General features: G+C 71.6%; 17 protein-coding genes. 12 read left to right on the forward strand and 5 right to left on the reverse strand.

The window, feature by feature from the left end:
- Positions 1–284: 284 nt before the first annotated feature.
- Positions 285–3,017: a pyruvate dehydrogenase (acetyl-transferring), homodimeric type gene (gene aceE, locus ACWGI6_RS07190; RefSeq protein ID WP_453266565.1), complete on the forward strand. Its 2,733-nt coding sequence runs from the start codon at positions 285–287 to the stop codon at positions 3,015–3,017.
- 128 nt (positions 3,018–3,145) lie between these two features.
- On the opposite strand, the gene ACWGI6_RS07195 is transcribed toward aceE, so the two are convergent.
- Together ACWGI6_RS07195 and ACWGI6_RS07200 are read right to left on the reverse strand one after the other, a co-directional pair.
- Positions 3,146–3,565, reverse strand: coding sequence for a peptidase inhibitor family I36 protein (locus ACWGI6_RS07195; protein WP_393905648.1), 420 nt, complete (start codon positions 3,563–3,565; stop codon positions 3,146–3,148).
- A gap of 661 nt (positions 3,566–4,226) precedes the next feature.
- A complete protein-coding gene (locus tag ACWGI6_RS07200) occupies positions 4,227–5,828 on the reverse strand; it encodes an MFS transporter (protein WP_453266566.1) in 1,602 nt (533 codons plus the stop codon).
- A 115-nt stretch (positions 5,829–5,943) separates the two neighbouring features.
- Here ACWGI6_RS07200 and ACWGI6_RS07205 point away from each other — a divergent pair, with 115 nt between their 5' ends.
- The 7 genes from ACWGI6_RS07205 to ACWGI6_RS07235 all read left to right on the forward strand — a co-directional run bounded on the left by ACWGI6_RS07205 (position 5,944) and on the right by ACWGI6_RS07235 (position 14,107).
- Positions 5,944–6,597, forward strand: coding sequence for a TetR/AcrR family transcriptional regulator (locus ACWGI6_RS07205; RefSeq protein ID WP_453266567.1), 654 nt, complete (start codon positions 5,944–5,946; stop codon positions 6,595–6,597).
- Positions 6,598–6,853: 256 nt separating this feature from the next.
- Positions 6,854–8,068, forward strand: coding sequence for an alpha/beta hydrolase (locus ACWGI6_RS07210; protein WP_453266568.1), 1,215 nt, complete (start codon positions 6,854–6,856; stop codon positions 8,066–8,068).
- A 207-nt stretch (positions 8,069–8,275) separates the two neighbouring features.
- A complete protein-coding gene (locus ACWGI6_RS07215; protein WP_453266569.1) occupies positions 8,276–9,154 on the forward strand; it encodes a DUF4429 domain-containing protein in 879 nt (292 codons plus the stop codon).
- A 189-nt stretch (positions 9,155–9,343) separates the two neighbouring features.
- The gene (locus ACWGI6_RS07220) at positions 9,344–10,711 is read left to right on the forward strand and encodes a sensor histidine kinase (RefSeq protein ID WP_453266570.1); all 1,368 of its coding nucleotides are present in this window, start codon (positions 9,344–9,346) and stop codon (positions 10,709–10,711) included.
- Positions 10,708–11,388: a response regulator gene (locus ACWGI6_RS07225; RefSeq protein WP_393905642.1), complete on the forward strand. Its 681-nt coding sequence runs from the start codon at positions 10,708–10,710 to the stop codon at positions 11,386–11,388. Before ACWGI6_RS07220 ends, ACWGI6_RS07225 begins: the two co-directional genes overlap by 4 nt.
- A 205-nt stretch (positions 11,389–11,593) precedes the next feature.
- The gene (locus tag ACWGI6_RS07230; RefSeq protein ID WP_453266571.1) at positions 11,594–12,760 is read left to right on the forward strand and encodes an alpha/beta hydrolase; all 1,167 of its coding nucleotides are present in this window, start codon (positions 11,594–11,596) and stop codon (positions 12,758–12,760) included.
- Positions 12,761–12,868: 108 nt separating this feature from the next.
- Positions 12,869–14,107 (forward strand): acyltransferase family protein, encoded by a 1,239-nt coding sequence (locus ACWGI6_RS07235; RefSeq protein WP_453266572.1) that lies wholly within the window; start codon positions 12,869–12,871, stop codon positions 14,105–14,107.
- A gap of 135 nt (positions 14,108–14,242) precedes the next feature.
- Here the strand turns inward: ACWGI6_RS07235 and ACWGI6_RS07240 are convergent, their stop codons facing one another.
- Both ACWGI6_RS07240 and ACWGI6_RS07245 read right to left on the reverse strand, forming a co-directional pair.
- The gene (locus ACWGI6_RS07240) at positions 14,243–15,268 is read right to left on the reverse strand and encodes an aldo/keto reductase (RefSeq protein WP_453266573.1); all 1,026 of its coding nucleotides are present in this window, start codon (positions 15,266–15,268) and stop codon (positions 14,243–14,245) included.
- 7 nt (positions 15,269–15,275) lie between these two features.
- Positions 15,276–15,764, reverse strand: a complete 489-nt coding sequence (locus ACWGI6_RS07245; RefSeq protein WP_453266574.1) for a MerR family transcriptional regulator — start codon at positions 15,762–15,764, stop codon at positions 15,276–15,278.
- Positions 15,765–15,949: 185 nt separating this feature from the next.
- On the opposite strand from ACWGI6_RS07245, the gene ACWGI6_RS07250 reads away from it, so the two are divergent.
- A complete protein-coding gene (locus tag ACWGI6_RS07250; RefSeq protein WP_453266575.1) occupies positions 15,950–16,771 on the forward strand; it encodes a serine hydrolase domain-containing protein in 822 nt (273 codons plus the stop codon).
- Positions 16,772–16,831: 60 nt separating this feature from the next.
- Here ACWGI6_RS07250 and ACWGI6_RS07255 read toward each other — a convergent pair whose 3' ends face one another.
- Positions 16,832–17,503, reverse strand: a complete 672-nt coding sequence (locus tag ACWGI6_RS07255; protein WP_453266576.1) for a pirin family protein — start codon at positions 17,501–17,503, stop codon at positions 16,832–16,834.
- Positions 17,504–17,560: 57 nt separating this feature from the next.
- Between ACWGI6_RS07255 and ACWGI6_RS07260 the strand changes: the two genes are divergently transcribed.
- The 3 genes from ACWGI6_RS07260 to ACWGI6_RS07270 all read left to right on the forward strand — a co-directional run bounded on the left by ACWGI6_RS07260 (position 17,561) and on the right by ACWGI6_RS07270 (position 20,845).
- The gene (locus tag ACWGI6_RS07260) at positions 17,561–18,745 is read left to right on the forward strand and encodes a PucR family transcriptional regulator (protein WP_393905635.1); all 1,185 of its coding nucleotides are present in this window, start codon (positions 17,561–17,563) and stop codon (positions 18,743–18,745) included.
- Positions 18,746–18,834: 89 nt separating this feature from the next.
- The gene (locus ACWGI6_RS07265) at positions 18,835–19,785 is read left to right on the forward strand and encodes an ACP S-malonyltransferase (protein WP_453266577.1); all 951 of its coding nucleotides are present in this window, start codon (positions 18,835–18,837) and stop codon (positions 19,783–19,785) included.
- Between the two features lie 13 nt (positions 19,786–19,798).
- Positions 19,799–20,845 (forward strand): ketoacyl-ACP synthase III, encoded by a 1,047-nt coding sequence (locus ACWGI6_RS07270; RefSeq protein WP_393905633.1) that lies wholly within the window; start codon positions 19,799–19,801, stop codon positions 20,843–20,845.
- Positions 20,846–20,923: the final 78 nt, after the last annotated feature.

A 20,923-nucleotide genomic window follows, 5' to 3' on the forward strand; every position in this document is an offset into this window, starting at 1 on the left:
CCTTCGGGGGGCAGCGGCCGGCTCCGGACCTGATTTCGGGGGCCGCACGTCCGTACGCGAAGCACTTTCGACATGGGCGTATGGTTGCGATTTGGCCGACACGAGAAATCGGCCTTTTCAGCGCCATCTCTCTACGGATGGTTACCCATCGGTAGAGGTGACGTATCCCTGTGGCTCGGTACACGATGGAAGACGGCGCGACACCAAGGCAGCGACAGCATTCGTCCCGTGCACAGCATCAATAGCGTGCAGAGCACGACACGAACCGAACACGAAGGAACAGCGTGGCTTCCGGATCCGATCGAAACCCGATCATCATTGGCGGCCTTCCCAGCCAGGTCCCGGACTTCGATCCCGAAGAGACCCAGGAATGGCTCGACTCGCTCGACGCAGCCGTCGACGAGCGGGGCCGGGAACGTGCCCGCTACCTCATGCTCCGCCTGATCGAGCGTGCGCGCGAGAAGCGTGTGGCCGTGCCCGAGATGCGCAGCACGGACTACGTCAACACCATCGCGACCAAGGACGAGCCGTTCTTCCCGGGCAACGAGGAGATCGAGCGCAAGGTCCTGAACGCGACCCGGTGGAACGCCGCGGTCATGGTCTCGCGCGCCCAGCGTCCGGGCATCGGCGTCGGCGGCCACATCGCCACCTTCGCCTCCTCCGCCTCCCTCTACGACGTGGGCTTCAACCACTTCTTCCGGGGCAAGGACGAGGGTGACGGCGGCGACCAGATCTTCTTCCAGGGCCATGCCTCGCCCGGTGTCTACGCCCGTGCGTTCCTCCTGGACCGGCTGACCGAGCCGCAGCTCGACGCCTTCCGGCAGGAGAAGTCCAAGGCTCCCAACGGTCTGTCCAGCTATCCGCACCCGCGGCTGATGCCGGACTTCTGGGAGTTCCCGACCGTCTCGATGGGCCTCGGCCCGCTCGGCGCGATCTACCAGGCGCGGATGAACCGCTACATGGAGGCGCGCGGTATCGCCGACACCTCCAAGTCGCACGTCTGGGCCTACCTCGGCGACGGCGAGATGGACGAGCCCGAGTCGCTCGGCCAGCTGTCCATCGCCGCCCGTGAGGGCCTGGACAACCTGACCTTCGTCGTCAACTGCAACCTGCAGCGCCTCGACGGTCCGGTCCGCGGCAACGGCAAGATCATGCAGGAGCTGGAGTCGCAGTTCCGCGGTGCCGGCTGGAACGTCATCAAGCTGGTGTGGGACCGCAGCTGGGACCCGCTGCTGGCGCAGGACCGCGACGGCATCCTGGTCAACCGGCTCAACAGCACGCCCGACGGTCAGTTCCAGACGTACGCCACCGAGACCGGTGCGTACATCCGCGAGCACTTCTTCGGCGACGACCAGCGTCTGCGGGCGATGGTCGAGAACATGACCGACGACCAGATCCTGCACCTGGGCCGCGGCGGTCACGACCACAAGAAGATCTACGCGGCGTATGCGGCGGCCAAGGCCCACAAGGGCCAGCCGACGGTGATCCTCGCGCAGACCGTCAAGGGCTGGACGCTCGGCCCGAACTTCGAGGGCCGCAACGCGACCCACCAGATGAAGAAGCTGACGGTCGCGGACCTCAAGGGCTTCCGTGACCGGCTGCACCTGCCGATCCCGGACAAGGACCTGGAGGACGGCCTGCCGCCGTACTACCACCCGGGCCGCGATTCCGAAGAGATCCAGTACATGCACGACCGCCGCAAGGGGCTGGGGGGCTATGTGCCCACCCGTGTCGTGCGTGCCAAGCCGCTGCAGCTGCCGGACGACAAGGCCTACGCGGGTGCCAAGAAGGGCTCGGGGCAGCAGAAGATCGCCACGACCATGGCGTTCGTCCGTGTCCTGAAGGACCTCATGCGGGACAAGGAGATCGGCAAGCGCTTCGTGCCGATCGCGCCCGACGAGTACCGCACCTTCGGTATGGACGCGTTCTTCCCGTCGGCCAAGATCTACAACCCGCTGGGCCAGCAGTACGAGTCGGTCGACCGCGAACTGCTCCTCGCGTACAAGGAGTCGCCGACCGGTCAGATGCTGCACGACGGCATCACCGAGGCGGGCTGCACCGCCTCGCTGATCGCGGCCGGCTCGGCCTATGCGACGCACGGCGAGCCGCTGATCCCGGTCTACGTCTTCTACTCGATGTTCGGCTTCCAGCGCACCGGCGACCAGTTCTGGCAGATGGCCGACCAGCTCGCGCGCGGCTTCGTGCTCGGCGCGACCGCGGGCCGTACGACGCTGACCGGTGAGGGTCTGCAGCACGCCGACGGCCACTCCCAGCTGCTGGCCTCGACCAACCCGGCCTGTGTCGCCTATGACCCGGCCTACGGCTACGAGATTGCGCACATCGTCAGGGACGGTCTGCGGCGGATGTACGGCGAGAACGCCGAGGACATCTTCTACTACCTGACCGTCTACAACGAGCCGATCCAGCACCCGGCGGAGCCTGCGGACGTCGACGTCGAGGGCATCCTCAAGGGTCTGCACCGCATCAAGGCCGGTGAGAAGGGCGAGCACGCGGCCCAGATCCTCGCCTCGGGTGTGGCGGTGCCGTGGGCGGTCGAGGCCCAGCAGATCCTCGCGGACGAGTGGAACGTCAAGGCCGATGTCTGGTCGGCGACGTCCTGGAACGAGCTGCGCCGCGACGCGGTGGAGATCGAGGAGCACAACCTTCTGAACCCGGAGGAGGAGCAGCGCGTCCCGTACGTGACGCAGAAGCTCCAGGGCGCCGACGGCCCGAAGGTCGCGGTCTCCGACTGGATGCGGGCCGTTCCGGACCAGATCGCGCGCTGGGTTCCCGGCACGTACCAGTCGCTGGGCGCCGATGGCTTCGGCTTCGCGGACACCCGTGGCGCGGCCCGTCGCTTCTTCCACATCGACACGCAGTCCATCGTCCTGGGCGTGCTCACCGAGCTCGCCAAGGAGGGCAAGGTCGACCGGTCGCTGCTGAAGCAGGCGATCGACCGCTACCAGCTCCTGGATGTCACGGCCGCCGACGCGGGTGAGGCCGGCGGCGACGCCTGACCTCTCCGCGACCGGCTGCCGCACCCCCTTTGCCGCGCCCCCCGACCAGCGTCCTTCGCCGGTCGGGGGGCGCGGTGGTGTTCGGCGGGGCGCGGGGGTGCGTACGGGGAGGTCCGTGGGCGGCCGGTTCAGCGCTCCCACACCTTGAACGCCCGTACCCGGTACGGGGACCGGGGCACCCAGCTGCCGCCGCCCGGGTAGGTGTCGAACTCGGCGGTCTCGGCGCATTCCACGCTCTGGTAGGTGGTGACCGGCCGGCCCGTCCGGTTGGCGAGCGCGGCGGCGCTGGTTCCCTTGGGCAGCGGGGTGCAGCTCTCGATGTCGGTGTCGGACAGCTCATAGCTCCGCCGCGTGCCGCCGAAGTCGGCCTTCGGCCACAGGCACAGCGCGCCTGTCGCGCAGTCGCCCGAGGCGGCGGCCCGCCGGCCGCCGGGGGCCGCGTGCGCGGCCGGGGTGCCGAGGGCGGGCGGGACGGCGAGGGCCGCGGTGAGCGCGGCGAGGCCGGTGAGGAGCGCGGTGGTGTGGGACGTACGCAGACGCAGACGCATAGGAATCTCTCCCCCGTGAAATACGACGATGACGTCCCGCCATGGGCGGGTTGCCCGTGGCGGGTGCTGCGGTGTCGAGCTTCGCGAGGGTGCGGCGCGGTTGCCAAGGCCGTGGCGGAGCGGCCACCCGGATCAGGTATGTGGAGGGGCGGAAAGGGTCGGAGCGGGGCGCCGAGGCACGGCGTTGACGTGGGGCGGACCGGCGGGACGGACTGCGGAAACCGTTCGCCCCATGGCCCGCCGGGGTTCGGGAGGGCACCTGTCGCCCCCGGAGGCGGCCGCTCCCCGGTCCGGTTCCCGGGACGGCTCATCCGGATGAGGGATTCGGCCCTCCGGCGGCGCCCAACTGCCGCCGGTCGCAAGGCGGGAGGGGCCGGGCGCGGCCCGCGGCGGCCGGTTGACGCCCGCCGCTGACGCCACCACGCAACGGCGCGCGGCCGGACGAGGAAAAGCCTCGTGCCTGCCGCGCGCCGGGCGCTGCGGAATGGTGCCTACCGGCCGTCCGTCGCGACCGGGGGCCGCGGACCTTACGGCCCGGGGGCCGTACCCCGCGCTGCCGGGCATGCGCCGCACCGCGGCCGTACCCCGCACCGCGCCCGTGACCCCGCACCGCGGCCGTACCCCGCGCCGCGGGTGAGCTGCCGTACGGCCGGGCCCCCGGTCAGATGTGGCCGACGCCGGCGCCCGCCTCGGTGTTCGTGCCGCGCTTGGTGAAGACGGCGACGACGGCGGCGACGACCGCCACACCGCAGGCGACCGTGAAGGCCAGGCCCATGCCGGACACAAAGGTGTCGTGCGCGACGGACGTGATCTTCTGGGCGAGCTCCGGCGGGGTGCCCTTGGGGACCGGTGCGATACCGCCCGAGACGGCGTCGGACAGCTGGGACGCCTTCGCGGGCGGGACCGGCGGGAGGCCTGCCGACTTCCAGTTGCCCGGGAGTTCGTTGTCGACGCGGGAAGCCATCACCGCGCCGAGCACGGCCGTACCGAGGCTGCCACCGACCTGCATCGCGGCCTGCTGGAGACCGCCGGCGACGCCGGAGAGCTCCAGCGGGGCGTTGCCGACGATGACCTCGGTGGCACCGACCATGACGGGCGCGAGGCCCAGGCCGAGCAGCGCGAACCAGAGGGACATCGGGCCGGTGCCGCTGTCCGTGTCGAGGCCGGACATGCCGTACATGGCGACGGCCGTGAGGACCATGCCGCCGACCAGCGGAATGCGCGGGCCGAGCTTGGTGATCAGGGCGCCGGCGAGCGGCGAGCCGACGATCATCATGCCCGTGAGCGGCAGGAGGTGCAGACCGCTGTCGACGGGGGTCATCCCGTGGACGTTCTGGAGGTAGAACGTCACGAAGAACAGGCCGCCCATGAAGGCGAAGGCCATCAGCACCATCAGGACCGTGCCGGCGGTCAGCGGCAGGGAGCGGAACATCCGCAGCGGGATGAGCGGTTCGCGGACCTTGGTCTCCAGGACGGCGAACAGCGCGAAGAGGACCACCGCGGCGATCAGGAAGCCCCAGGTCTTCTGGTCGCCCCAGCCCCAGGCCGACGCCTTGATCAGCGGCCAGATGAGGCAGAACATCGCTCCGGAGAGCAGCACGATGCCCGGTATGTCGAACGAGCGTGGGGCGTTCACCGCGCGGTGGTCCTTGAGGATCACCAGGCCGAGGACCAGGGCCAGCACACCGACGGGGACGTTGATGAAGAACACGGACTGCCAGTTGACGTGCTCGACCAGCAGCCCGCCGACTATCGGGCCGCCGGCGGTGGAGGCGCCGATGACCATGCCCCAGATGCCGATCGCCATGTTGAGCTTCTCGGCCGGGAAGGTGGCACGCAGCAGTCCCAGCGCGGCGGGCATCAGCAGTGCGCCGAACAGGCCCTGCAGGACGCGGAAGGTGATGACCAGCGCGACCTCGTGGGAGAACCCGATGGCACCGGAGGCGGCGGCGAAGCCGAGGATGCCGATGAGGAAGGTCTGGCGGTGGCCGAAGCGGTCACCGAGCTTGCCGGCCGTGATCAGCGAGACGGCCAGCGCGAGCATGTAGCCGTTGGTGATCCACTGCACGTCCGCGAGCGAGGCGCCGAGATCTTCCTTGATGGCCGGGTTGGCGATGGCGACGATCGTGCCGTCCAGGGCGACCATCATGACGCCGATGGCCACGGAGAAGAGGGTCAGCCACGGATGGCCGCGCAGCCCCTTTCGGGGCTCCGGTACGGGAAGGTCCGGCGCAGCGACGGCAACCGGGGTCTGAGAACTCATACAACGAGGCTAATGTCAGCCACTGACAGTTGACAAAGCAATTCATGAGTCGGTAACTGTCATCTGGCTCACAGGTAACCTGAGCAGCGAGAACACCACGGAAAGGCGGCTCAGGATGGCGACCCCGACGCCGCATACGGCACGCACGGGCCTGCGGGAACGCAAGAAGCAGCGCACCCGCGACGCCCTGATCCGCGCGGCGCTCGAACTGTTCACGGAGCAGGGGTACGAGGCGACGACGATCGACGAGATCGCGGAGGCGGTGGATGTCTCCCAGCGGACGTACTTCCGCTACTTCGCCAACAAGGAGGACGTCGCCTTCGCCGTCCAGGAGATGGTCGAGGCCCGCTTCCTCGACGAGTTGAGCGCGCGGCCCGCGGCGGAGGCGCCGCTCACCGCCCTGCGCAGTGCCGTGATGGTGGCCTGGGACGACATCGGCAGCGCCATCGAGTCGGTGATCCCGGTGGAGCTGCACATGCGCTCGTACCAGATGATCGAGTCGACGCCCGCGCTGGTCGCCGTGCATCTGCGGCGCTCCTCCGAACTGGAGGAGGAGATAGCGCGGCTGATCGCCCGGCGCGAGGGGCTGGACGTGGATGCCGATCCGCGGCCGCGGGTGCTGGTTGCCGCGTTCAGCGGGGTGATGCGGGTGGCGGGCAAGGTGTGGGGCGAGGGGCAGGAGTGCAGCGTGGCGTCCATCCGCGAGCTGACCCAGTCCTATCTGGACCACATCGGGCCGGCGATGGATGACGACTGGCGGGCGAGGTGAGTGCACCGGCGCCGCACCCGGTCGGCAGGGCCGGACCGGGCGGGCCGTGAGCCGGCGCGCGGCGGCATTCAATACTCCCTGTAATGGGCATCCATCTTTGGGCGACCACGACCGCCGCTCCATGAGTCCGCTTCTGCACGACTGAGCACCGAAAACGGACGACAGGTGTCCGGTTTGGTCGATATACCCACCGTGGAACGTGATCTCACTCACGGTCACAGCGAGCACGCTGCCGCGTCTCCTAGGGTGGCTCGCGGTGACTTCCTTCCCGGGCCTCGGCCCCTCCTCCAGCTTCCTGCAGTCCTCCGCCTGGCGCGCCGCGCTCGCCCTGGCGGTGGTGTTCGTGATGCTTGCCATGACGGGCTGGACGGCCGTCAGAGGTACGAAGGAAGACGCCAACCCGCTGGCCACCGCCAAGACCGCCTGGCAGCACGCCACCTTCCACGGACGCCCGCTGCCCGACCCCAACGGTTCGCCGGCCGCGCTCCGGACCTTCTTCGCCAAGCTCACCGGCGCCGAGAAGCAGCAGCTCGCCGACCGCTATCCGCTGGTCCTGGGCAATATGAACGGTGCCCCCGTACCGCTGCGGTACCGCGCCAACCGGATGGCGATCGACGATGCCCGCGCCATCGAGAAACAGCGGATGGGCGACCACCGGCTCACCCCCGTCGGCCGCCAGGAAGCGGGCCGGCTGATGCACCGCTTCGCCTCGATGATGAGTCCCGCCCGGCAGATCCTGGCCTTCGATCCGGCCGGCGGCGGCCGGGCCGCCGAGGTCTTCGGCAACCTCCCGGCGGCGCAGCGGGTCTCGGTCGTGGTGCCCGGTGTGGACACCAACCTGTCGACCTTCGAGCGCACCGCACGGGCGACCACCGCCCCCGTCGGCATGGGGCATGCCCTGTACGGCGCCGAGCGCGAAGCCCGGCCGGGCGCCCGTACCGCCGTGATCGCCTGGGCCGACTACACCTCGCCGTCCGGTATGGGCGTCGAGGCCGCCACCGGGCAGCTCGCCGCGGCCGGCGCGGTCCGGCTGCGCGCCCTGGTGGGCTCGCTGCCCTCCTCCGACACCGTCTCGCTGTTCTGCCACAGCTACGGGTCCGTGGTGTGCGGCGTCGCGGCCCGTGACCTGCCGTCCAACGTCGAGGACATCGCGGTGGCCGGCAGCCCCGGCATGCGGGCCGGCAGCCTCTCCGCGCTGGGCACCCACGCCCGCGTCTGGGCCATGCGGGATTCCGACGACTGGATCCAGGACGTGCCCTACCTGGAGGTCGGCGGGCTCGGCCACGGCGCCGACCCCGTCGATCCGTCCTTCGGCTCGCGGATCCTGTCGGCCGACGGCGCCGTCGGGCACGCCGGCTACTTCGCGCCCGGCACCCGCAGCCTGCGCAACTTCGCCCTGGTCGGGGTCGGCGCGACCAGCACGGTCGACTGCGCCTCCGACGACCCGCACTGCAGCTCGGACCTGGCCTGAGGGCGCAGGGCCGTACGAACCGCGGCCGCAGGCACGGCCCGGCGCCCGGGGACGGGCCGTGCCTGCGGGAACCGCGCCCCGCACCGGCGACGTCCACCAGGCAGAGAACGGAGCGGGTGGCCGGAGTGACGCGCGTAGCTGCGGCAGACGCCCCCGAGGTGTCCGGAAGGGGGACGGGCGGGCAACCGCCCGCATACGATGAGCCGCATGGGTGATGTGCTGGCCGGTTTTCATGCCGTCTGGGAGTTCGACACGGACTCCGTACTCATCCGCTTCGAACGGGGGATCCGCAAGCCGAAGCTGTTCCAGGCGCTCGGCGAGCGACGCATTCCGTACGAGGCGCTGAGCTCCGTCGAGGTGACCGAGGGCAGACGCGGCACGGTGGTGCTGCACGCCGTGCCCCGGCCCGGCGCCGATCCTTTGATGGAGGCGGCGGACGGGCAGCTCAAGGAGGACGCCGATCCGTACCGGCTGGTGCTGCCGGCCGAGCGCGAGACGCTGGCCGAGTACTACGCCGACGAGCTGCGCACGGTGCTCGGCCCCGACGCGAAGGAGCCCGCCGACCGCCATCTGGTGGCCGCGCCGGAGCCCCCGCTGCACTTCAAGGCGTATGACGGCAAGGCCTCCTTCGACGGGAGCTCGGTCGCCTTCCGGTGGTTTTGGACGGGTGCGTCCACGGCGAAGTGGAAGTGCGGCGACCAGACCTTCACGGTCGGCGAGCTGGCCGGGGTCGAGTGGCGGTCGCCGGAGATCCTCAACGGCTATCTGCGTCTGCTGGAGCGCGGCGCCCGCGAGCCGGGGACGGGCGAGGCGGACCAGGATCCGGCCGCGGTGATGTTCGGGCTGGGGTACGGCCCCGTCCATGAGTCGCTGCCGTTCGCGGCCGCGGTGCTGCAGGCCGTACGCGCCGCCGAGCCGGCACAGGAGACGCCGGAGGGCGAACCGTGCCGCCGGACCGGGGACGCGCGCCGGGATCCCGCCGACATCGCGGACCGGATACGGCACCTCGGCGAGCTGCACGGGGCGGGCCTGCTGACCGACGACGAGTTCAGCACGAAGAAGGCCGAGCTGCTGGCGGAGCTCTAGGGGTTCCGGCGGAGCCCCAGGGGGCTCAGGTACTCCGGGGAGTCCAGGGACTCCGGAAGAGTTCGGGGAACGGGTGCCGGACGTACGGGCCCGGTGTGGGAACCGGGGAGTCATACCGTGGTAGGGGTCGGAAGCCCGCACCCAGGTATGACGCCGTGGCCGCGGTGCTCCGCTTAGATGGAGGGCGCGATGACCGGACCCTCCTCCCTCCCCGTACGCGAGCCGACCCGCCAACGGGTGCTGCGCGCCGCGCGACAGGCGCTGCACGTCCTCGCCGTCGAGCTCGGCACCCCGACGGAGCCCGGCACCCCGCTGTTCGGCGGTGTCCGGAATCCCTGGCTGCGCCGGCTGCCGTACCTCGTCGCGTTCGTGTTCGCGGTGTCCCTGCTGCCGACGAGCATCACCGTCCTCAGCCACGACTACGGCCTGGGCGGCGGACTGGCCGGCGCGCTGGCCACCGCGCAGACCGCGCCGCTGCTGCTCGCGGTGACCCGGCCGCTGCAGGCCTGGTGGGTGATCTTCACGGCGGACATCCTCTGCGCCCTGGCACTCGCCCACGCGAACGGCGTCGAGGGCCGCCCCTGGCCCTGGCCGCCGACGGTGATCGTCGGATATCTCGCGCTGATGGTGGCCCTGTCGCTGCGCGAGCGCGGCCGCACCCTGGTCGCCGTCTGGCTGACGACCGGCCTGGCGGGCATCCTCTTCGAACCGACGACCCCGGACCGGAGCGACGGCACCTGGGTGCTGCTCTTCGTGCTCGCCGGTGTGGTGCTGCTGATGGGCGCCACGCTGCGGGAACGCGGCGACGCCCAGCGGAAGTTGATCGAGCAGGAGACCATCAGCGAGGCCGAGCGGGCCCGTCGGACGCTGCTGGAGGAGCGCACCCGCATCGCCCGTGAGCTGCACGATGTCGTCGCCCACCACATGTCGCTGATCACGGTCCAGGCCGACAGCGCCCCGTACCGCATCAGCGGGATTCCCCGGGAGGCCGAGGAGGAGTTCGGGTCGATCGCGGCGACCGCCCGGGAGTCCCTGGCGGAGATGCGCCGGCTGCTCGGGGTGCTGCGCAGCGAGGAGACGGAGCGGCACGGCGGCCCGGAGAAGGCCCCGCAGCCCGGTATCGGCATGCTGGCGAAGCTGGTCGAGGGGACCGTACGGGCGGGGGTCCCGGTGGAGTTGTCGCTGCCCGGGGACCGGGTGCCGCTCGAACCGGCGGTGGACCTGTCGGCATACCGCATCGTGCAGGAGGCGCTGGCCAATGTCGTACGGCACGCCCCGGGCGCGCAGACCCGGGTGTCGGTGACGACGGCGGCGGACGGCTCCCGGCTGACCGTTCTGGTCGTCAACTCCCCGCCGCCCGCACCGTCCGCGCCCCTGGAGGCCGCCGGTACCGGTCATGGCCTCATCGGTATGCGGGAGCGGGTGCGGCTGGTGGACGGTTCGCTCGACACCGGGCCGCTCCCCGGCGGCGGCTTCCGGGTCGCCGCGCAGCTCCCCCTCTCGCCGCCGCCCGCCCCGGCTGCTTCCCTTTCACCGAAGGATTCCGACTCCGTATGACCACGCGCGTGATCATCGTCGACGACCAGGCCATGGTGCGCGCGGGCTTCGCCGCGCTGCTCGCCGCGCAGGGCGATATCGAGGTGGTGGGCGATGCGCCGGACGGTGTGCAGGGCGTGGAGCTGAGCCGCCGGACGCACCCCGATGTGGTGCTGATGGATGTCCGGATGCCGGAGATGGACGGTCTGGAGGCGGCCCGTCAGCTGCTCGATCCGCCCCCCGGTGTGCTGCATCGCCCGAAGGTGCTGATGCTGACCACCTTCGATGTCGATGACTACGTCTATGAGGCGCTGCGCGCGGGTGCGTCCGGGTTCCTCCTCAAGGATGCGCCGCCGGGCGATCTGATCTCCGCGGTCCGGGTCGTGGCGGCCGGGGAGGCGCTGCTCGCCCCGTCCGTGACCCGGCGGCTGATAGCCGATTTCGCCCGCCGGTGGCCGGCGCCCCGCAAGGGCCGGGCCACGCTCCGGCTGAAGGGCCTCACCCCGCGGGAGACGGAGGTCCTGGAGCTGATCGCCCGTGGGCTGTCGAACCAGGAGATCGCCGAGGCGCTGATCGTCGCCGAGCAGACCGTGAAGACCCATGTCAGCCGGGTGCTCGCCAAGTTGGCGCTGCGGGACCGCGCCCAAGCCGTGATCTTCGCGTACGAGTCGGGGCTGGTCTCGCCCGGGGAGCAGTAGCGGGCCCGGGGCCGCCCCGGTGACCGGCACCCCTCCCCCCACTCCCCTGCGTCTTCCTTCCCCACCGCTCCTCCTTGAGGACGAGGGAGGCCTCTCCCCCCTACCGGGGTATCACCGGCCAGTTGGCTCCGCGGCGTGACGCCGCGTCATACACCGTCTTCCTACATTTCCCTCCGCCACACCAACGGGAGAGGGAGACACCATCATGTCCAGGCTGCGAACCGCCGCTCGACGCGGCCGGCGCACGCTCATCGGCGCCGCGCTCGCGCTGACCGTGGTCGCCGGTACCGGCGGCTGGGCGGCCGGCACCGCTCAGGCAGCTGTCACGGGCCCGGCACCCGGCGCGGCCGCCTGGCGCGCCGACCACTCCCTCGGCGTCCGGCTGCCGGACCCGGCGACCGTCCAACCCGCCGAGGTCGCCCGCTTCTTCGCCTCGCTGACCGACGGGCAGCGCCGGACGCTGGTGGCGCGGCATCCGCTCACCGTCGGCAATCTCGACGGTGTGCCCCCCACGGTGCGATATGCGGCCAACTCCCGTGCGCTGAAGGCGGAACGGGACCGCCAGCAGGCGCGTGCCACCGATCCGGCCGGCACCCTCCAGGATCACCGTCGGGCCAGGAAGGCGGCCGCCCGCTGTGCCTCGCTGCTCGCCCCCGGCCGTCACCTCCTCGCCTTCGATCCCCGCGGCCGCGGACAAGTGGCCGAGGTGTACGGCGACTTGGCCACCGCGCAACGCACCGCCGTGATCGTGCCGGGCTCGGACATCGACCTGGCCTCCTTCGACCGCGACCGGGACCCGTACGGCACACCGGCCGGCATGGCCAGGTCGCTACGGACCCGCCTGGCCGCCGATGCGCCCGGGACCCGTACCGCGGTCATCGCCTGGGCCGGATACACCACGCCGGTCGGCGTCGGTCCGGACGCCATGACCGGCCGGCTCGCCGATGCCGGAGCGCCGCGGCTGGCCCGCTTCCTGTCCGGCCTGGCCGCCGTCGGCGCCCCGGCCCCGGCCGTGCTGTGCCACAGCTACGGCTCGGTGGTCTGCGGGCTGGCCGTACCGCGGCTGAACCGCGGCGATCTCGCCGACCTGATCGTCTTCGGCTCTCCCGGGATCCGCCGGGACACCGCCGCGGAACTGCACACCACGGCCCGGATCTGGGCGGCCCGGGACGCATCCGACTGGATCGGCGACATCCCGAACGTCGAGCTGTTCGGCCTGGGCCACGGCACCGACCCGACCGACCCCGCCTTCGGCGCCCGCCGGATCTCCGCCGAGCGGGCGGTGGGCCACACCGGCTATCTCGCCCCCGGTACGGACTCCCTCCGGAACTTCGCGGCCGTCGTGCTGGGCCACTACGACGCAGTGCGCTGACGCCGGGACGCGCCTTCGACAGGCGCCGGCGCGCACCGGCCGCACCGCCCCGTTCCCCGCGCCTCCACCGCTCCTCACCCCTCCGGTCCCAGGACTCAAGGACGCCTCATGGACATCGCCCCTCTTACGTCTCTCAGAGGCGCCGCCCACAAAACGGTCCGCACCATCGAGGACCGCACGCCCGCGGACCGCGACCGCGCCCTCGACGGTCTGCGCGCGCTGGCGCTGCTCGCGGTGCCCGTCGGCCACTGGCTGCTCGAGGGCTTCCACCGCGACACCGACGGCGCACTGCACAACACCAGCCTGCTGACCGCCTTCGGCTCCCTCTCGCCCGCCAGTTGGGTGCTGCAGTTGCTCGGCATCTTCTTCCTGGTCGGCGGCCATGCGTCGGCGCTGTCCCTCCGGCGCTCCACCGGGCGGGGTGAGCCCACCGGGACCTGGCTGCGCGGCCGGATCGTCCGGCTGGGCCGCCCGGTGCTCGGTGTGACGGCCGTGTGGGCGGTGCTGCTCCCCGTCCTGTACGGCCTGGGGGTCCCGGAGGCGACGCTGCGGACCGGGGCGACGCTGGTGATCCAGCCGCTGTGGTTCGTCGGCGTGTATGCGGCGGTCACCGCGCTGACGCCGTTCTGCGTCCGGGCCGCCCGGCGGTGGGGCGCCTGGGCCGCGGCACCGCTGGCGGCCGTCGTGGCGGCGGTGGACTTCCTGCGCTACGGGCCGTTCGCCGACGCCATGCCGTCGTGGCTCAGCCTGCTCAATCTCCTGCCCGGCTGGCTGTTCGCCTATCAGCTCGGGGTGTCCTGGGGCGAGCGGCGGCTCGGCCGGCGCGCCGCCCGGTCGCTGCTGCTCGGGGGCGCCGCGCTGTTCGCCGCGCTGCTGCTGTTCTTCCACTACCCGGCGAGCATGGTCGGCGTCCCCGGTCAGGACCGTACGAACTCCCACCCACCGTCGCTGCTGGTCCTGGCGCTGGCCGCGGCCCAGTCCGGCGCCGCCGTCCTGCTCCGTGACCGGCTCGCCCGGCTCCTGCGCCGGCCCGCCCTGTGGGCACCGGTCACGCTCATCAACCTGTCCGCGATGACGGTCCTGTGCTGGCACCAGACGGCGCTGCTCTCGGCGGCCGTGCCCGCGTCCTTCCTGGGCGAGGTACCCGGGCTGACCGCGCGGCCCGACACCGTCGGCTGGGTCCTCGTCCGGCTCGCCTGGCTGCCGGTGTTCGCCGCGGCGCTGGTCCTCATCGGTCGCACCACGCGCCGCTTCGAGGCCCCCTGGACCGGTGTCACCCGGACCCGCCGAGCCGCCGCGGCGCTCCTGGCCGCCGGGTTCGCCGTCTTTGCGCTGAGGCTGGCGTGACTCCCCCGGGCTGCGCTCTCCCCGGCCGGCGGCCGCGAAGTCACGGCCGCGGGCCGGGAATCCGCACCATGGCGGAGCCGGCGCAGCACGGCGGAAAGGGGCGGCGGGGCGAAGGCCGGCCCCGCCCCGCGGCCCTTACTCCCGCCCGGCCGAGGTGTGCGACATGTCCGCGTACCGCGCCCCCGCGACCTGCCCGGCGATCGGCTCCAGCAGCGCCAGGTCCTGCTCGGTGAGCCGGATCCGGGTGGCCCCGGTGTTCTCCTCGACGCGGCTGCGCTTACGGGTGCCGGGGATCGGTACGACGGCCAGACCGCGGGCCGTGGCCTGCTGCTGCACCCAGGCCAGTGCGATCTGACCGGGCGTCGCGCCATGGCCGTCGGCGACCTTGCGGACCGGCTCCAGCAGCGCGGCGTTGGCGGTGGCGTTGTCGCCGGTGAAGCGGGGCTGCGTACGCCGGAAGTCGTCCGAGGTCAGCTCCTTGTCGGCGCTGACGAACGCACCGGTCAGGAAGCCCCGGCCGAGCGGTGAGTACGGGACGACGCCGACGCCGAGCTCGGCCGCGGCCTGCACCACGCCGTCCTCGATGTCCCGGCTGAACAGCGACCACTCGGACTGCAGCGCCGCGATCGGGTGCACGGCCTGCGCCGCCCGCAGCTCGGAGGCAGTCACCTCGCTCAGCCCCAGGTGCTTGACCTTGCCCTCGGCCACCAGCTCGGCCATGGCGCCGACCGATTCCTCGAGGGGGACGTCCGCCGTGCGCCGGTGCATGTAATACAGGTCGATCTCGTCGACGCCCAGGCGCTTCAGGCTGGCTTCGACGGACTGGCGGATGTACGGCCGGTCGTTGCGGATGACGCGCTTGTACGGGTCGGCCGGGGCGTCCGGGTCAGGGGATATCGCGAACTTGGTGGCCACCACGATCTCGTCGCGGTGCGCCCGGACGAACGGGGCGATGAACTCCTCGTTGTCCCCCATCCCGTACACATCGGCGGTATCGAAGAGCGTCACGCCCAGCTCCAGGGCGCGCTCCAGCGTGGCCCGCGCCTCGTCGGCGTCCGTCGGGCCGTAGGCGAAGCTCATGCCCATGCAGCCGAGGCCCTGCACCCCGACCCGCGGTCCGCCGGTGCCCAGCTCGACCGTCTCGATTTTGTCGCTGCCCATGGAGACCTCAGAACCTCTCGGACGCCCGTCGGGCGTCGGCATAGATGTCGATCTTGTAGTCGAGTACGTCCAGCGTGCTCTGCAGCTCGGCTATCCGCTGGCGTACGTCCTCGCGATGCGCGGTCAGCAGCTGCTCGCGCTCGGCGAAGGTGCACTCCCCGGCCCGCACCAGTTCGGCGTAGCGGACCATGTCAGCGACCGGCATGCCGGTCAGCCGCAGCTTGGTCACCAGGCTCAGCCAGTCCAGATCGCGGTTGGTGAAGCGCCGCTGCCCGGTGTGGGTGCGGTCCACGTGCGGCATCAGGCCGATGCGCTCGTACCAGCGCAGGGTGTGTGCGCTGAGCCCGGTGTGTTCCGCCACCTCGCTGATCGTGTACCGGTCCTGGCCCGCGGGCCGTGGGTGCGGGAGCTCGGTGCCACAGCCGCGCGGCCTCGTCGGCAGCTCTCCGGCCGCGGCCACGCCGCTGGTGACCGGTTCGCTCTGCGTTACCGTCATGCCCCGTCTCCCCTGTTTCGCCGGATGTCTCCCGGCGCTGTCGCCGGATGCCTCTCGACGTCTTCAACGCTAGAGAGTTCGAGTGCACTCCAGGCAAGTGCGGATCACCGGCAGACTTGACCGGGATTTGGGGACGTACGGGCCTCCGCGGCGGGGCAGAACGGACAGGCCCTAGGCTCGTGGGCATGCAGAGCCTGCGGATGATCGAGAACTGGCCGGTGCCCACCGCTGCGGCCGCCGTCGTACGAGCCGACGGGTCGGTGGCCGGATCCTACGGCCCCCAGGAGCATCGCTTCCCGCTGGCGTCCGTCACCAAGCCGCTGACCGCGTACGCCGCTCTGCTGGCCGTCGAGGAGGGCGCCGTCGAGCTGGACGAGCCGGCCGGGCCCGAGGGGTCCACGGTCCGTCATCTCCTCGCCCACACGTCGGGGCTGGCCTTCGACGAGCAGCGCACGATGGCCGAGCCGGGCACCCGCAGGCTCTACTCCAACACCGGTTTCGAAGCGCTCGGCGACCACATAGCCAAGGCGACGGACATCCCCTTCCCGCAGTATCTGCACGAGGCGGTGCTCGCCCCGCTCGGCATGACCGCGACGGAACTGCCCGGCTCGCCCGCCAAGGACGGCGTCTCCACCGTCGCCGACCTGGTCCGTTTCGCCGCGGAGCTGCAGGCGCCGCAGCTGCTCGCGGCGCAGACGCTCGCGGCGGCGACGCAGGTGGCCTTCCCCGGTCTGACGGGTGTGCTGCCGGGCTACGGCCACCAGAAGCCCAACGACTGGGGGCTGGGCTTCGAGATCCGCGACGCCAAGTCACCGCACTGGACGGGCAGCGCGTCCTCGCCCCGCACGTTCGGGCACTTCGGACAGTCCGGGACGTTCCTGTGGGTGGATCCGGACGCGCGCGCGGCGTGTGTGGCGCTGTCCGACCGGGCCTTCGGACCGTGGGCCGTCGAAGCCTGGCCGCAGCTGACCGACGCGGTGCTGGCCGAGCTGGCGCAGTCGGCCTGACGGCGTCGCACGGCCCTGACGGGCCGGGGCGATACCGCCGCCGGCTCCGGGCCCGCCGCCTCACACGTACGCCGGCTCCGCCCCCATCTCCCACACCAGGCACTCCGCCGCCGTCAGCCCCCGCAGCTCCAGCCCCGCCCCGTCGGTGATCCGCGCCGCGTCGCCGGCCTCCAGACGCTCCGCACCGATCCGTACGGCGCCGCGCACCACATGCACATACGCCCGTTCGGCATCCGGGACCGCGGTGCGCTCGCCCTCGGCGAGGCGGCGCAGATGCAGCAGGGCACCGGCCGGCGCGACCGCGTACGGGGTGCCGTCGGCGATCCCGCGCACCACCTCGTACGACGGCTCACCGCCGAATTCGAGCGGCGCCAGCCACATCTGGACGAAGCAGAGCGGCTGTCCGCCGTCGTTGCGCTCCACATGCCGTACGCCACCGGCCGAGCTGAGCCGCTGGAGATCACCGGGGCGTACGGTGGTCTCGTGGCCGGCCGAGTCGCGGTGGGTCAGCTCGCCCTCGACCACCCAGGTCACGATCTCCGTGTCGCGGTGCGGATGCTCGTCGAAGCCGGCGCCCGCCGTCAGCCGCTCCTCGTTGCACGCGATCAGCGCGCCGAAGCGCAGGTTGTCCGGTTCGAAGTGGGGCCCGAAGGAGAACGCGTGCAGCGACTCGATCCCGGCCTCCGCGTCCCCGCCCGGATACCGTTCATCGCCTCTACGCACCTGAATCATGGGCCCACGGTAGCCCCGCCCCCTCACCTCCTCGCCCCGATAGTGCAGGCTTGTCCCGTGTCTGAACCCGCATCGCGCGACGCGCACCCGCACTCCGCCACCCTCCGGCGCCTGGAGAATTCCTCCGGCAAACTGGCGGCCGCGGCCATCGCCCGCATGGACGCCACGCTGCCGTGGTACCGCGCGATGCCTCCGGAGAACCGCTCCTGGATCGGCCTGGTGGCCCAGGCCGGTATCGCCGCGTTCACCGAATGGTTCCGGCATCCGGAGACCCCGCAGGCGATCAGCACCGATGTCTTCGGTACGGCGCCGCGCGAGCTGACCCGGGCGATCACGCTGCGGCAGACCGTGGAGATGGTCCGCACGACCATCGAGGTCATGGAGTCCGCGATCGACGAGGTCGCGGCCCCGGGCGACGAGTCCGTGCTGCGCGAGGCGCTGCTGGTCTACGCCCGGGAGATCGCCTTCGCCACCGCCCAGGTCTACGCCCAGGCCGCCGAGGCCCGCGGCGCCTGGGACGCCCGGCTGGAGTCGCTGGTGGTCAACGCGGTGCTGTCGGGAGAGGCGGACGAGGGCGCGGTCTCGCGTGCCGCGGCGCTGGGATGGAACTCCCCCGAGCATGTGTGTGTGGTGCTGGGCACCGCCCCGGACGGGGACAGCGAGCTGACCGTGGAGGCGATCCGGCGGGCCGCCCGGCACGCCAAGCTCCAGGTGCTGACCGGTGTGCTGGGCTCCCGCCTGGTGGTGATCGCGGGCGGCTCGGACAATCCGCTGAAGGCCGCGAAGGCGCTGATCGGCCCGTACGCAGCCGGTGCCGTGGTGGCCGGCCCGGTCGTCTCCGATCTGCTGGCCGCGACCCGCTCGGCGCAGGCCGCGGCCGCCGGGCTGCGGGCGGGTGCCGCCTGGCCGGACGCCCCCCGGCCGGTGCTCGCCGACGATCTGCTGCCCGAGCGGGCGATGGCCTCGGACCCGGTTGCCCGGGACCAGCTGGTGGAGGAGATCTACAGACCGCTGGAGGAGGCGGGGTCGGCTCTGCTGGAGACGCTGAGCGTCTATCTGGAGCAGGCGAGCAGTCTGGAGGGCGCCGCCCGGATGCTGTTCGTGCACCCCAACACCGTGCGCTATCGGCTGCGACGTGTGACCGACGTCACCGGCTGGTCACCCTCCGATGTGCGCTCCGCGTTCACCCTCCGTATCGCGTTGATTCTGGGGCGTCTGGCTGACAGTGAGGCGCAACCCTAGACTTTTGTCGGACATCAACAATTCCCCCGATGGTTCTTCGTCCCTGTCCCCACGGGCGGGCGGAACCACCCACAAGAGAGAGTGTGAGGGTGCTCGTACTCGTCGCTCCCGGCCAAGGCGCTCAGACGCCCGGCTTCCTGACTCCCTGGCTCGACCTCCCCGGTGTCGAGGACCAGCTCCGTGCCTGGTCGGACGCCATCGACCTGGACCTGGTCCACTACGGCACCAAGGCGAACGAGGAGGAGATCCGCGACACCGCGGTGGCGCAGCCGCTGCTGGTGGCCTCCGCGCTGGTCTCCGCCCGGCAGCTGTTCGCGACGGCCGACGACGTCGCCACGCAGGTCGGCGCGGCGGCCGGCCACAGCGTCGGTGAGCTGGCCGCCGCCGCACTGACCGGCACGGTCTCCGACGAGGCCGCGATCAAGCTGGTGCGCCGGCGCGGCCAGGCGATGGCCGAGGCCGCCGCCGTCACCGAGACCGGCATGGCCGCGCTGCTGGGCGGCGACGAGGCCGTCGTCATCCCGCATCTGGAGCAGTTGGGCCTGACCCCGGCGAATGTGAACGGCGCCGGCCAGATCGTCGCCGCGGGCACCGCCGAGCAGATTGCCGCGCTGGTCGAGAACAAGCCGGAAGGCACTCGCCGGGTCGTACCGCTGAAGGTGGCCGGCGCGTTCCATACTCACCACATGGCACCCGCTGTCTCGGCCCTGGAATCGGCGACCACCCAGCTCTCGGTCGCCGATCCGCACACGCGCTACGTCTCCAACAAGGACGGGCAGCTGGTCTCCTCCGGCCAGGAACTGGTGCAGCGGCTGGTGGGCCAGGTGGCCAACCCCGTGCGCTGGGACCTGTGCATGAAGACCTTCAAGGAGCTCGGTGTCACCGCGCTCATCGAGGCGGCTCCCGGTGGCACGCTCACCGGCCTGGCCAAGCGCGCGCTGCCCGGCGTGCAGACCCTCGCCCTCAAGACGCCCGACGACCTCGACGCGGCCCGCACGCTGATCGCCGGACACGCCGACACCGCTGCACCGGCCGAATAGGAGTCCGAAGCGCATGACCTCGAAGATCAAGCCCTCGAAGGGCGCCCCGTACGCGCGGATCATGGGTGTCGGCGGCTACCGCCCGACCCGTGTCGTGCCCAACGAGGAGATCCTCAAGCACATCGACTCGTCCGACGAGTGGATCCGTTCGCGGTCCGGGATCGCGACCCGCCACTGGGCCGGTCCCGAGGAGACCGTCGCGACCATGTCGGTCGAGGCGTCGGGCAAGGCGATCGCCGACGCGGGCATCACGCCCGAGCAGATCGGCGCCGTGATCGTCTCCACCGTGTCGCACTTCAAGCAGACCCCGGCGATCGCGACCGAGATCGCGCACCGTATCGGTGCCGGCAAGCCGGCCGCGTTCGACATCTCGGCGGGCTGCGCGGGCTTCGGCTACGGCCTGACCCTGGCCAAGGGCCTGGTGACCGAGGGCTCGGCGGAGTACGTCCTGGTCCTCGGCGTCGAGCGGCTCTCGGACCTGACCGATCTGGAGGACCGCGCGACGGCCTTCCTCTTCGGTGACGGCGCCGGCGCGGTGATCGTCGGCCCGGCGAACGAGCCCATGATCGGCCCGACCGTCTGGGGCTCGGAGGGCGACAAGTCCGAGACCATCAAGCAGACCGTCGACTGGGACGTCTACCGTTCCACCCCGCTCCCCGGAGGGGACGCTCCCGAGGGCCGCCCGGCTCCGGAGGAGATCCGTTACCCCGCCATCACGCAGGAGGGCCAGGCGGTCTTCCGGTGGGCGGTGTTCGAGATGGCGAAGGTGGCCCAGCAGGCGCTGGACGTGGCCGGAGTCAGCCCGGACGACCTGGACGTCTTCATCCCGCACCAGGCCAACATGCGGATCATCGACTCGATGGTGAAGACTCTGAAGCTGCCGGAGAGTGTGACGGTCGCCCGCGATGTGGAGACCACCGGCAACACCTCGGCCGCCTCCATCCCGCTCGCCATGGAGCGACTGTTGGCGACCGGGCAGGCCAAGAGCGGCGACACCGCGCTGGTCATCGGCTTCGGGGCGGGTCTCGTCTACGCCGCGACGGTCGTTACCCTCCCCTAGGCAAGATCTGCGCAGCACCGTACGTCTTCGGATGTATCGGCCGCCGCACGGATCTTCACCGCAAGTAACGCAGTTTCC

The organism is Streptomyces sp. NPDC054786 (assembly GCF_053611685.1).